This window comes from Streptomyces sp. CRCS-T-1 (assembly GCF_024442335.1).
GTDB lineage: Bacteria > Actinomycetota > Actinomycetes > Streptomycetales > Streptomycetaceae > Streptomyces > Streptomyces koelreuteriae.
In genome coordinates this window covers 5,116,135-5,129,323 of record NZ_CP101651.1, presented here as the reverse complement: position 1 = coordinate 5,129,323, position 13,189 = coordinate 5,116,135, and the positions used below count along the sequence as shown (strand labels likewise).

Annotated in this window: 10 protein-coding genes; all 10 read right to left on the bottom strand. The window is 72.3% G+C overall.

Translation table 11 applies throughout. The features are described from left to right. Positions 1–70: 70 nt before the first annotated feature. The gene (locus tag NNW99_RS23265; protein WP_215121067.1) at positions 71–664 is read right to left on the bottom strand and encodes an ABATE domain-containing protein; all 594 of its coding nucleotides are present in this window, start codon (positions 662–664) and stop codon (positions 71–73) included. Positions 665–1,839: 1,175 nt separating this feature from the next. Next, positions 1,840–2,991 carry a uroporphyrinogen-III synthase gene (locus NNW99_RS23260; protein ID WP_215124421.1) on the bottom strand — a complete coding sequence of 384 codons (1,152 nt, stop codon included), beginning with the start codon at positions 2,989–2,991 and terminating at the stop codon, positions 1,840–1,842. 116 nt (positions 2,992–3,107) lie between these two features. Further along, positions 3,108–4,493, bottom strand: a complete 1,386-nt coding sequence (locus tag NNW99_RS23255) for a NarK/NasA family nitrate transporter (RefSeq protein ID WP_215121066.1) — start codon at positions 4,491–4,493, stop codon at positions 3,108–3,110. A 154-nt stretch (positions 4,494–4,647) separates the two neighbouring features. After that, positions 4,648–5,574, bottom strand: a complete 927-nt coding sequence (locus tag NNW99_RS23250) for a hypothetical protein (protein ID WP_215121065.1) — start codon at positions 5,572–5,574, stop codon at positions 4,648–4,650. Positions 5,575–5,667: 93 nt separating this feature from the next. Beyond that, complete coding sequence (locus tag NNW99_RS23245) at positions 5,668–6,879, bottom strand: acyltransferase family protein (RefSeq protein ID WP_215121064.1); 1,212 nt, start codon at positions 6,877–6,879, stop codon at positions 5,668–5,670. After that, positions 6,879–9,068, bottom strand: coding sequence for a bifunctional polysaccharide deacetylase/glycosyltransferase family 2 protein (locus tag NNW99_RS23240; protein ID WP_215121063.1), 2,190 nt, complete (start codon positions 9,066–9,068; stop codon positions 6,879–6,881). Before NNW99_RS23240 ends, NNW99_RS23245 begins: the two co-directional genes overlap by 1 nt. 164 nt (positions 9,069–9,232) lie before the next feature. Further along, on the bottom strand, positions 9,233–10,261 hold the full coding sequence (locus NNW99_RS23235; protein ID WP_251057911.1) for a hypothetical protein: 1,029 nt from the start codon (positions 10,259–10,261) through the stop codon (positions 9,233–9,235). A gap of 161 nt (positions 10,262–10,422) precedes the next feature. Then, the gene (locus NNW99_RS23230) at positions 10,423–11,388 is read right to left on the bottom strand and encodes a LysR family transcriptional regulator (protein ID WP_215121062.1); all 966 of its coding nucleotides are present in this window, start codon (positions 11,386–11,388) and stop codon (positions 10,423–10,425) included. A gap of 548 nt (positions 11,389–11,936) precedes the next feature. After that, positions 11,937–12,797, bottom strand: a complete 861-nt coding sequence (locus NNW99_RS23225) for a hypothetical protein (RefSeq protein ID WP_251057910.1) — start codon at positions 12,795–12,797, stop codon at positions 11,937–11,939. Between the two features lie 12 nt (positions 12,798–12,809). Continuing rightward, a complete protein-coding gene (locus NNW99_RS23220) occupies positions 12,810–13,055 on the bottom strand; it encodes a hypothetical protein (RefSeq protein WP_215121061.1) in 246 nt (81 codons plus the stop codon). Between the last annotated feature and the right edge of the window lie 134 nt (positions 13,056–13,189).

Below are 13,189 nucleotides of genomic sequence, written 5' to 3'. Positions count from 1 at the left end.
GTGTCATTTAGGACAAGGGAATTGGTTGCAGTTGCCACGCAACGGCGGTGCCGTGATGGGCAAAAGGGATTTAAGCCCGTGCGAGTGCGGCGCGACGGCGATGCCGGGCGACCCGTTCGCGGTTCCCGCAAACCTCACTGGAGCACCAACGCCTCCTGCGTCCCCGGGAGGTGTCGAGGTACACGATGGGGCAGTTGTCCCCTTCGCACTGGCGCAGCGCCGCGCGGGCGACGGGGTCGGTGAGCAGGTCGACGGCGTCCCGGGCGACGGCCGCGAGCAGGGCGGCGCAGTCGGGCGGGTCGTCCAACTGCCGTATGAGTTCACCGTCTCCGTCGCGAACGGCCCGTGGGGCGGGCGGTGCGAAAGTGGCCAGATCGTTGACGCGCGCGAGCGCGAAGTCGTACGCCCGGGCCCGGGGCGCCGACCAGCCGCGGACCAACCTCCCGACCTGGTCGCGCAGTTCACGGAAGGCCGCGAGCCAGCCGGAGTCGGCGTGGGCCAGAGCGGTGTCCGCCGGGACGAGACCGGAGCCGGTGATCCAGGCGCGCAGCACGTCCACGGAGTCGAGCCGCTCCTCCGGATGCGTGGTGGAGAGCAGATCCAGGCAGATCCGCCCGGCATCGAACCGCAGCTCGTACGGGGCCGTGGCCGTACCCAGTGCCATGTGCCTGTCACCGCCTAGGGGTTCACCCCGGTCGCGAGAGGGCCGGTGAGATGCCAGTGAGAGGGCTGGGAAACCGTTCCCTCATACAGTGCCTGCCCACTCCCCCGCCGGAAACCCCTCGACACGGGGCTGACACCGATGACCGGCCGACGGGGGTGGGGGTTCCGGCCAGGGGGCGGTGTCGGGGGCGGGCGACGGGGCGTTCCGGGGCGGCTCTCGAAGAGGCCTCGTCGGGCGGTGTTCGGGGCCGGCCGCGACAGGGCCTCGGACGTTGGTGCCGCTGGGGAGGCTCGCGGAGCGGCTTCGTCGGCCGGTGTCGCGGAGAGGCCTTGTCGGCGGGTGTCTGGGTCCGGCCGCGACACGGCCATCCGACAGGGTTTCGTATGACAGGGCCTCGGCGAGGGCTCGCGGAGCGGCCACGTCCGCCGGTGCCTCCAGCCCGGCCACGCGACGCTTCGCCGCCGACCGCCCGGAGCTGAGCCCCGCACAGCGGCGGATCCCGGGACCCGGCCCTGGCCTTCGCCACCGACACCGGCGCTTTTCGAGGGCGAGCTCGCCTGCCGTGTTCCTCGTTGAAGGTGCTGCCGCTGGTCGGCGTACCCGCTGAGCCGCCGGTGCGCGATCCACGAGGCGCTGCCGCCGAGGGCCCGCAGCGGACTGTGGGCCGAGCGACAGCACAGCTCCGCACACCGGCGCCCCTCGGCCCGGACTGTTGGCCTAGGCCCAGCCCGCGATGCCCTCGGCCCAGTCGCGGCGCAGCTCATCCGCGTGAGCGCCCGCCCGGGCTGGGCGCAGGCGGCTGTCGCCGCCGACGACAACGGAGAGGGACCGCCGTCCTCGACATCGCGGGAGGGGATCGTCAGTCGTCGCCCCCGGCTGCCCGCCGGATCCGGGCGGGCCGGGGTGTCGGCGGTCGCCCAGGGGAGGACCGCCAGCAGTTCGCCTCCCGGGGCATCGGTGTCACCCCGCGAGGACCAGCCGGGGGACCGTAGGCCGTCGCCCCCCGCCCGAGCCGGGCGGAGGCCAGGGGTGTTGGCGGTCGCGCCCCGGGGGGACCGCCGTCGATGTCGTCGAGGCTTCCCGTCGGGCCGCCGCGTGGCGCGGTGCTGCGGCAGGCGTCGGGTTGAGCACGCCGCGTGCGTAGTCGCGGTGTGCCGCTCGACCCCTGCGGAGCGTCACGCGTCCGCGTACTTCGTTTCCGCTGCCGGGTCCAGGGCCAGGCGGTAGCCGCGTTTGACCACCGTCTGGATCAGTTTGGGGGCGCCGAGGGCGGTGCGGAGGCGGGCCATGGCGGTTTCGACGGCGTGTTCGTCGCGGCCGGCGCCGGGCAGGGCGCGCAGGAGGTCGGCGCGGGCTACGACCCAGCCGGGGCGGCGGGAGAGGGCGCGCAGGAGGGCCATGCCGGCGGGCGGGACGGGCTTGAGGTCGCCGTCGACCAGGACGGCGTGGCCGCGGATCTCCACCCGGTGCCCGGCGATCGGCAGCGAGCGCGCCCGCCCGGGCAGCTCCTGGCAGAGGAGCTGGACGAGCGGGCCGAGCCGGAAGCGCTCGGGCTGGACCGTGTCGATGCCGTGGCCCTGCAGCGGCAGCGCGGTGACCGGTCCGACACAGGCCGGCAGGACGTCGTGGCCGAGTGCCGCCAGCACCTCGGGGAGCAGTCCGCGTTCCTCCGCCCGGGAGAGCAGGGACGCCGCGGCGGGCGCGCTGGTGAAGGTCAGCGCGTCGACGCCGCGGGACACCGTCGCGTCCAGGAGACGGTCGACCGGCCCGATGTCCTCCGGCGGCATCCACCGGTAGACGGGCACCCCGACGACCTCGGCACCACCGGCCCGCAGCGACTCCACGAACCCGGGCAACGGCTCCCCGTGCAGCTGGATCGCGATCCGCAGCCCGTCGACGCCTTCCTCCAGCAGCCGGTCGAGCACCTCCGCCATGGACTCCGACGACGGCGACCACTCCTCCGTCAGCCCGGCGGCCCGCACCGCGCCCTTGACCTTGGGCCCGCGCGCCATGATCCGTACGCCGCCCAGCCGCGCCAGCAGATCCTCGCCCAGACCCCAGCCGTCCGCGGCCTCGACCCAGCCCCGGAACCCGATCGCGGTCGTCGCCACGACGATGTCCGGCACCTGGTGGATGATCTCCTTCGTCGCGGCCAGCAGCTCGCTGTCGTCGGCGAGCGGCACGATCCGCAGGGCGGGGGCATGCAGGACGGTGGCGCCGCGCCGCTGGAGCAGCGTGCCCAGCTCCTCGGCCCGGCGCGCGGCCGTGACGCCCACGGTGAATCCCGCCAGTGGGCCGTGTTCCGGTCGCTGTTGTTCCTCGTGCATGCTCTCGTCCCGCATTCGAGTCGTCGTACTCCATGGGTTCGGCGTACGTGTATGCCGATCGAGCCTGTCAACGGCTCGTGACAGGCTCGGTTCGGCTTGATGTCCGCGGTGTTACTTCACACCTTGGCGTAGTTGAGCTGCGGCTTCGCCTCCGAGGCTGTCGTCGTGGCGGGTACCCGCGGTGCCGTACCCCGAAGGTATACGGCCCAGGTGATTCCGAAGCAGACCGCGTAGAAGCCGAGGAAGGCGACGAACGCGCCGGTCCCGGAGCCGTAGGAGAGGAAGGACTGGCGGAAGGCGAGGTTGATGCCGACACCGCCGAGCGCGCCCACCGCGCCGATGAGTCCCATGGAGGCGCCGGAGAGCCTGCGCCCGTACGCCGCGGCCTCCTCACCCCGCAGCCCCTTGGCCAGGGCCTTGTTCTGGAAGATGCCCGGGATCATCTTGAACGTGGAGCCGTTGCCGAGCCCGCTGAGGACGAACAGCACCACGAACGCCCCGGTGAACAGTGCCAGCGACTTCTCCATGGAGGCACCGATCAGGACCGCCGTCGCGACACCCATGGCGACGTAGTTCCACAGGCTGATCTTCGCGCCGCCGTACCGGTCGGCGAGCCAGCCGCCGACGGGCCGGATCAGGGAGCCGAGCAGCGGGCCGAGGAAGGTGACGTACGCGGCCTGGAGCGGCGTACGGCCGAACTGGCTTGTCAGGACCTGGCCGAAGGCGAAGCTGTAGCCGATGAAGGAGCCGAAGGTGCCGATGTAGAGGACGGACATGATCCACGTGTGGGCGTCCCGCGCGGCGTCCTTGGCGGCGCCGGTGTCGTTCTTGACGTTCTCCAGGTTGTCCATGAACAGCGCGGCCATGACGGCGGCCACGACGATCAGCGGGATGTAGATCCCCAGCAGCACGCGCGGGCCGCCACCGGCACCGATGATCGCCAGCGCGACCAGCTGCGCCACGGGGACCCCGATGTTGCCGCCGCCCGCGTTCAGGCCGAGGGCCCAGCCCTTCTTCCGCAGCGGGAAGAAGGCGTTGATGTTGGTCATGGAGGAGGCGAAGTTGCCGCCGCCGATACCGGCGAGCAGTCCGACCAGCAGGAAGGTGGAGAAGGAGGTGCCCGGCTCCATCACGGTGAACGCGGCGACGGTCGGGACCAGCAGGAGGCCGGCGGAGATGATCGTCCAGTTCCGGCCGCCGAAGATCGCGACGGCGAAGGTGTAGGGGACCCGGACGACCGCGCCGACCAGCGTGACCATCGAGGTCAGCATGAATTTGTCGGCGGGGGTCAGGCCGTACTCCGGGCCCATGAAGAGCACCATCACGGACCACAGGGTCCAGATGGAGAAGCCGATGTGCTCGGACAGCACGGAGAAGTAGAGGTTGCGGCGGGCGACCTTCTCCCCGGTTTCCTTCCAGAAGGTCTCGTTCTCCGGATCCCAGTGCCGGATCCAGCGTCCGCCCCTGCTCGGGGGTGCGGGTGCCGTGCCAGGGCCTGTCATGACGCCTCCACTTGCTCCGGGACTCGGTCGTACTACGAGTGGCTGAATCCGAAGGTAGGGAGAACGCGTTTCGTGACTGTGCCACCGAGTGACCTCGGTGGAACTTTGCTCTCACCCCGGGCCCGGGCGGGATGAGAGGTTCGACGCCATTGTGTCAGCGCTGCGGGTGCTGCCAGTGGGGATTCTGCGGCGGCTGCTGCGGCGCGTAGGGGCCGGGCTGCTGCTGCGGCGGATACGGCGCGGCAGGGGGCTGCGTCCCGTACGGACCGGGCGCGTGCCCGGGCGCGGGCTGAGGCGGGTAGGGGCCCGGGGCGGGCTGGGCGTACGGGCCTGGGGCGGGCTGGGCATACGGGCCCGGCGCCTGTCCCTGTCCCTGTGCCGGCTGCTGGTATCCGTAACCTACGGGCGCCTGCCCGGGCACTCCACCGCCCTGGCCCGGCGCACCGCCGTACGGCCCCCCGCCGAAGGGATTGCCGTGCCCGGGCAGCTGCGCCCCCGGCGGCAGGTACCGCATCCGCCCGTTCTCGTCCGTCACCGGCATGAAGCCGGCCGCCTGCAGCCGGGCGGCGAACTTCGCGTTGCGCTTGCGGGTGACCAGGAGCCCGATGCCGAAGACCGCCATGAGGAGCAGCCAGATCACGCCCGCGACGATGAAGGCGGAGGCATCCCCTCCGGAGCGCAGGGCGAGGATCACGCAGCCGATCGTGAGGCCGAGGGCCGCGTAGCCCATGCGCTTCTCGGCGCTCTTGCCGGTGAGGTCGAAGTTGATCCGGGCCTTGAGGAGCTCGAAGGCGTCGGGCACGAGCGGCGGCAGGGAGACACCGTCGGCGGCGTTCGGATACTGCGCCCAGTTCTGCGCGGCCCGGCCCCGGGCGTGCGGGCTGGGGTCGGGGAGGATCAGCATCGTGAGCGCGCCGTTGCGGCCGTTGCTCTGCCGGACGTCCGCGTACTCGTAGCCGAACTGCTGGGCGACGAAGGCCAGCCGGGCGAGCTTCTTCACGGACGCCATCGGGCTGGTGAGCTCGACCGGCTCCCCGCTCGCCATCAGCCGCAGCATCTTCTGTGTCTGCCGCTTGCTCATCCCACCGCTCCCCCGGCCCGTCATCGATCGCAGTCGTTCACCTGCGCAACTCGGGCAGTTTTCCACACCGGAGACGCCCGGGGGCAACGGGAATCAGCCGCCGCGTGCCGCTCGCCTCCGACTCCCCCGAACCCTCACCCGGGGCTCACTCCTGGGCCACAACCGGGGCCTCTGCTTCGCCGCCAGGTCCTCCACCCAGCCGAACGCCAGGACGCACCCGCCGATCAGCACCCAGGCCAGGAACAGCACCGGCCAGACGCTCTCCAGCAGCCCCGGGACGTTCTGTTCCAGCACCGTGACGCCCCACAGCCGGTCCCACAGGGTCGCGGCGATCAGGATGCAGATGTTGTGCCACAGATAGATCGTCACGGCCCGGGAGTTGAGCAGGGTGATCGCCCCGGCCCAGCGGCGCAGCCTGCGCGGCCACTCCGGCCAGGACGGGCTGATGTGCAGCAGCAGGAACACCGTGCCGAAGGACCACAGGGCCTGCGCCAGGGGCATGCTGTCCAGGTCGTTTCCGGCGGAGAAGTCATGGCGCAGGGCGTACCAGAGGCCCACCAGGGCGATGACGGGTGCCACGGACGGGACGATGTAGCGCGGCAGCCGCTTGAGGACGCCCTCCTGGTGGGCCATGCCGAGGATCCAGCAGGCGCCGAAGGTGGAGAAGTCGGTGAGCGCCGAGGGGAACCGCTCGCCGGGCAGGGCGAGGTAGCTGTGCTCGAAGGCGACCGCCAGGGCGATCGGCGCGAGGAGCGTGACCACCGGAAGGGCGCGCAGGGCCTTCAGGAGCAGCGGGGACAGCAGCACGAACCAGAGGTAGGCGCGGATGTACCAGAGCGGGCCGGCGAGTTCGGCGGCCCAGTCCTCGCCGATGAAGCCGTGGACGCCGGGCAGGCCCTCACCGTAGGGCGGGTCGCTGAGCGGGACGATCCAGAAGGTGAGGTGGAGCCACCACCAGCCGGGATGGCCATCGGCGTCCGGTCCCCAGCCCTGGAGGACCATGCCGGTGACGCCGACGACGCCCAGCAGCCACAGCGGGGGCAGCAGCCGCCGCAGCCGGCCGCGGATCACCTGCACGGGCGGACGCTTGAGGGAGCGGGCCATGAGGTTGCCGGCGAGGGCGAACATCACGCCCATCGACGGGAACACCAGCGGCAGCCAGGCCCAGCCCGTCAGGTGGTAGAGCACGACACGGAACAGGGCGAGGGCGCGCAGCAGGTCGAAGTACCGGTCGCGGACGGGGCCGGTGCGGCCGGTCCGCTCCTTCTCCGGGGCGGGGGCGACGGCTTCGGGGTGTGTGGTCATCAGGCCTGCCTCCCGCCCACCGGCTGCTGGGGCGTGCCGCTGCCCGGCCCGGGCAGGCCGACCGCGCCGGTGCGCCGCAGCTTCTGCCAGCGCAGCCGGCCGCCGGTGAGGGCGGTGATCCAGGACTGGAGCAGTACGACGTACATGAGCTGGCGGTACAGGAGCTGCTGGAGCGGGAGCGAGATCAGGTGGGTCATGCGTTCCTTGTCGAGGTGGAACGCGTAGGCCGCGCACACGCCCTGCACCGCGAGGACGCCCAGCCAGGCGCCGATGGTCTTCTCCGTCGGGCCGAACACCAGCCCGTACAGCAGGAACACGTCGATGAGCGGGGCCAGCAGCGGCGCCACGACCATGAACATCGCCACCAGCGGCAGTCCCACCCGCCCGAAGCGGCCCGAGTGCCCGCTCTCCACGAGGGACCGGCGGTGCTTCCAGATCGCCTGCATCGTGCCGTACGACCAGCGGTAGCGCTGGGACCAGAGCTGCTGGACGGACTCGGGGGCCTCGGTCCAGGCGAGGGCCTTCTCCGCGTACACGACGTGCCAGCCGTCGCGGTGCAGGGCCATGGTGATGTCGGTGTCCTCGGCGAGCGTGTCCTCGCTCATGCCGCCCACCCGCTCCAGCGCGCTGCGCCGGAAGGCGCCGACCGCGCCGGGGATGGTCGGCATGCAGCGCAGCACGTCGTACATGCGGCGGTCGAGGTTGAAGCCCATCACGTACTCGATGTGCTGCCAGGCGCCGATCAGCGAGTCCCGGTTGCCGACCTTGGCGTTGCCCGCGACGGCGCCGACGCGCGGGTCGCCGAAGGGCTGCACGAGTTCGCGGACGGTGGCCGGTTCGAAGACGGTGTCGCCGTCCATCATCACGATGAGGTCGTACCGGGCGTTGGCGATGCCCCGGTTGAGGGCCGCGGGCTTGCCCGCGTTCATCTGGCGGATGACGCGTACGCCGGGCAGGCCGAGGTTCTCGACGATGCGCGCGGTGCCGTCGCTGGAGCCGTCGTCGATGACCAGCACCTCGATGGGGTGGTCGCTGGCGACCAGGGAACGGACCGTCTGCTCGATGCACTTGGCCTCGTTGTAGGCGGGCACGAGGACGGATACCGGTTCCGTGACGGTCTCGCCCCAGCGGAAGCCCCGACGGCGGACCCGGCGGGCGTGCGCCACGGAGAGGATCAGCATCAGCCCGAGCCGGGCGAAGACCAGCACACCGACGACGGCGAGCCCGGCGACGAGAACGCCGGTCGTCTTCTCGGAGGCCTGGACGAGGAAGACCCACGCGTCGCCCTTCAGCGCGTCGAGCCCGGCGACCGGGGTGTGCGCGCTGGGGGCGTCGAGGGTGGCGGTCAGGGTGTCGAAGCGGTAGCCCTCGCCCTTGAGCCCCGAGATGAACCGGTCGAGCGCGGCCACGGTCTGGGAGCGGTCACCGCCGGAGTCGTGCATCAGCACGATGGCGCCCTCGCCGTTCTCCGGCGTGGCGTTGCGGATGATCTGGTCGACACCGGGCCTGCGCCAGTCCTGGCTGTCGGTGTCGTTGACGATGGTGATGTAGCCCTTGCTGCCGATGTACTCGGTCACCGGCCAGGACTTGTTGTCCATGAGGTGGGAGTACGACGAGTAGGGCGGGCGGAAGAGCGAGGTGCGGATGCCGGCCGCCCCGGCCAGCGCGAGCTGGCTCTGCGAGAGCTCCCAGTCGACCCGGCTCTTGCTCTGCAGCGCGAGGTCGGGGTGGTTGAAGGTGTGCAGCCCGATCTCATGGCCCTCGTCGACCATGCGCTGGACGAGGTCCGGGTAGCGGGAGGCCATGGTGCCGGTGATGAAGAAGACGGCGTGGGCGTCGTGCTTCTTCAGCATGTCGAGGACCTTGGGCGTCCAGACGGGGTCGGGCCCGTCGTCGAAGGTCAGCACCAGCTGGCGGTCCGGGAGTTCCAGCGCGGTCGGCTTCTCCTCCCGGGTGTCTATGACGGGCCCGCCTTCGAGGATCTCCTTCGGGACCTGGTCGCTCGACGTGGGCGGTCCGACCCGGTGGTCGGCGAGGATCTCGCTGTGCACATAGCCGCGCAGCATGAGCATCGCCATCAGGGCGACGAGGAGCAGCAGGGGCAGCAGCAGGCGCATGGGCAGACGGCGGCGCCTGGAGCCGCCACGGGCTCGGGACGCGCGCCCGGAACGGCGGGTACGGGATGCCATGGGTGGTGGTACTCCGGGTGGTGCGGGAGTGGGTGGTACGGAAGCGCCCTCAAAGGGGCGCGGGTGCTACGGCAGCGCCCTGAGGGGGCGCGGGGAACCGCGCGACCGGCCACGACGGTGCCGCAGAGGAACGGCGGCCCGTCGCGGCGCCTTCAGCGAAGCGCTCAGGCCGCGGGCTGGTCGGCCGCCGGCGGCTCGGCCGCGGGCTGGTCGGCGACGGGTGACTGTGCGACCGGCTGGGTCGCGGCCGGGCCGTCGGCGACCGTGCCGGTGCCGGTCGTCTCGGTCGGCAGGGGCGTGGGTTCGCCGGGCGGCGACGGCTCGGTCGTCGGCGTGCTCGGCGGGTCCGCCGGCTTGCTCGGGGTCGGGTCGGTGGCGCCGGTGCCCGGGGCCGGTGCGGTCCGGGACGCGGTCGGCGAGGGCTTGGTGGTCGTACCGGAACGGCCGGGGGCCGCGGGGGCGACGGGGTCCGCGGGGTCGCCGGCGCTCGCGCCGGGCGCGGGTGCCGTGCCCTCGACGGTGGTCGGTGTGCTGCCCGGGGCGGTGGTGCCGGCTTCGTCGGTCGGTGCCGAGCGCTCGGGCACCGGCGGGGTGTCGACCTGGCCGGCCGGCGGGGCCTCCTTCTGGCCCGGCACGGGCAGCCAGGGAGCCTGGGAGTTGCCCGACATCAGCGTGGCGACGATGACGACCGCGTAGACCCCGCAGGCCAGCGCGACGGCCATACCGATCCGGCGGAAGCGGCGGCTGCGGCGGCCGGACTCGTCGACGAACACGGGCGAGTCGGCGGCTTCGGCGCCCGCGCCGGGACCTTCCTTGACCTGCCGTACGAAACCGTCCCCGAGCTGGACGGCGTCGAGTTGGACGGTGACCTCGTGCGGGTCGTGGCTGTGCTCGGACGGGTCGTCGGTCTCCCCTGCGGTTTCCCCGGGCTCCTGCCAGGGGTCGCGGACGGCGGGCCGGGCGCCGGGGCCCGGGAGGGACGAGTCGAACTCGCCCTCGCTCTGCCGGGGGATGCCGCGCAGTATCTCCGTCCCGGCGGGCAGCCCGTGGCCGGTCCCCTGGAGGTCGCTCCCGGCGAAGAGCTGGGTGGCTCTGCGGTCCTGGACTCTGCCGTCCGTGGGGAGTTCACCGGTCACCGCCGCGGCCTCGGGCCACTGCGGTTGGGCGTCTTCTCGCCAATTTTCCACGCGCACGCACTTCCCCCCACGGGATGGTTCAGGTGCGCTGACGACCTGAGCACCCGCCGTCGGACCGGGCCCCCTCGCCCGTCCGAGCGCCCCCCATTACCACACCGTGCTCAGGCGTTGAATGTAGCGCACGCGGAGGATCGGTGTGGACCGCGTACCGAATCGTGTCAGTCGCGGGACGCCATGCGGACATCGCCCTCGGCCGGAATCCAGGCCCCCGCGGGCCTGTCCAGCCAGCCCTCCTCCACCGCGAGCCGGGCCGCCGCCCGGCGCAGCGCGTCGAACGCGGGATGGGTCAGTCCCCTGCGCCACACCAGCGACACGGGAGACAGCGGAACGGGGTCGACCAGGGGCCGCGACACCATGGACGGCAGGGCCGGGAACCCCACGACGGCCAGGACCGGGTTGCGTGTTCTGGCCATCACGCGCTGGAACTCCTCCTCGCCCACGGCCAGCGGCGCGGGTGGCGCGATCTCGATGCCCCGTCCGTCGAAAAGCTGCCGTGCGAGGCCGGTCCACTCCGGTGTGCGCGGATTGCCGGCCCCCGCGTAGACGGTCTCGCCGGCCAGCTCGGCGAGCGGCACGGCCTCCAGCGCGGCCAGCCGGTGGTCCTCGGGCAGCACGACCGCCATCGGCTCGTACCGCACGGGCTGGTGGTCGAGCCCGGTCCGCAGCGCCGGGTCCAGTCCCTCGAACCGTCCGAACGACGCGTCCAGCCGCCCGGCGAGCAACTCCCCGGCGGCTCCGGTCAGGCCGCTCTCGTACCGGGCCATCAGCTCGTGCCCGGGGGCGAGTTCACGCGCCAGGTGCAGCACCCGGCGCGGTGTGACCAGGCCCGGGGAGTTGAGGTCGACCAGCAGGGGCCGGGCCTGGTCGAAGGCGGCGAGCAGCTCGTCCTGCGCCGTCAGCACCCTCCGGGCGTACGGCAGCAGCCGCTCCCCCTCGGGCGTGAGCGTCACCTGCCGGGTGGTCCGCACGAACAGCTCGGCACCCAGCTCCCGCTCCAGCCGCCGCACATCCCGGCTGAGCGCCTGCTGCGCCACATGAAGCCGCACCGCGGCACGCGTGAAGTGCAGCTCCTCGGCAACGGTGACGAAGCCACGCAGCAGACGGGGATCGAGGTGGGCGGGCATGCGGCGAACCTACAGCGGGGGGGGCGGCGGCAGGATGCCGCTGCCCGACATCGGGGGCGGGCGACGCCGCTGCCTGTGATCGCGGGAGGGCTCGGGCGACGTTGCCGCCCAGCATCGCGAGGGTGGAGGCGCCACCGCTCCCCGACACCACGGGGCCGCGGTCAGCGCCGCTGCCCAACAGCACGACGGCTCAAGCCGGCGGCCCCGCGCGCCCAGGGAATCAAGCGACGCCGCTGCCCACCGCGCGAAGACGCGAGCGACGCCGCTCCCCGAGCGCGCGAGGGATCAGGCGACACCGCTCACGAACAGCGCAGGGGCACAGGCGGCGGCGCCTCCCGAAAGCGCAGGGGCACAGGCGGCGGCGCCTCCCGGAAGCGCAGGGGCACAGGCGGCGGCGCCTCCCGGAAGCGCAGGGGCACAGGCGGCGGCGCCTCCCGGAAGCGCAGGGGCACAGGCGGCGGCGCCTCCCGGAAGCGCAGGGGCACAGGCGGCGGCGCCTCCCGGAAGCGCAGGGGCACAGGCGTCGCCGCCTCCCGACAGCACAGGCCTCAGGAGCCGGTGCCCCGCCCGGATGCCCCGCCCTGTCTCGTCCCCTCGCCGGCGTCGGTGCCGGTGCCGGTGCCGGTGTCGGGGCCGGAGGTGTCCCGTGCGCCGGTCTGGCCCAGGCGGTGCCGGGGCACCGTGCGCAGGGGTGGGCGGGTCAGGGTGATCTGGCGGACGACCTGCTGGAAGCAGGCCAGGGCCGCGACGCCCGGGAGGGCGGCCGCCGCGGTGCCGAGCACGGTCCTCGGCGCCTGGGCGACACAGAGCAGTACGGCGACGCAGGAGAAGACCAGGACGACACACCAGGAGTGCACGGCACGGCGCTGGTGGAGCGCGGCCCGCAGCACGGACAGGGAGGCCACCAGCCAGGGCCCGTACACCAGCAGGGGCCACCAGCTGCCGAAGCTCTTCCCCTCGGGGGAGACGCCGACCAGGCGCAGGGGGTCGTAGGCGACCATGCCGCCCAGGAGGCTCACCGCGGAGGCGATGACGGCCGCCAGGGCGGCGACGAAGAGGCTGGTGGTGCGGAGCAGGCCGGGTCTCTTGCGGATGCGGACCTTGCGGTGGCGCCGGTGGACGTCCCGCACCGGCGGCAGTTCCTCGGTGATGTCCTGGAGCCGCCTCATATGGGCGCCCGACGGGACCCGGACCGGTACGGGCTCCGGATCCATCGGGTCCAGGTCCGCCTCGATCACCTCGTCACGAGGGGCGGGAACCCTCGCCGCCTGCTGCCCCAGCGCCTCCTCGAGGATGAACGCCAGTTCCTCGGCCGGATCCCAGGTCGGGTCCGGTGGTGTCAGGGGGGTGAAGAACTCCCGGGACGGAGCCCGGTGCCGGCCACTGCCTTCGATTTTATTGTCATACATCGCGCGACCCGACTATTCCGCAAGCGCGAATGCGGGCCATTCCGTGGCACTGATCCACCGTCGCGCAAGATCCTTTTCCAGCACACTCATGACATCGATGAAATCGCGCAGAACCGGCTCGGTCACCTGCAGCGTGACCGGGCAACCGCCGTTGGTGAGCGTGCCGTTGACGGTGGCCGACGAGTGCGCCGGAGCGGGAATGTAGGTGTACGGGCCGAGCGTTACCGCCCAGCCATTTTTCCTGGTCGCCTCGGTCATGTACCGACTAACCGTCGGCCCACATCGGCGGATGCGCGGCAAACGAGTGAAGGATTTCCCCGTTGAGCATCTTTTCCACGCGCCAATAGAAGCATCAGGCGGTCCTACAACACAGGTGCGTGAGTCCGTACGGA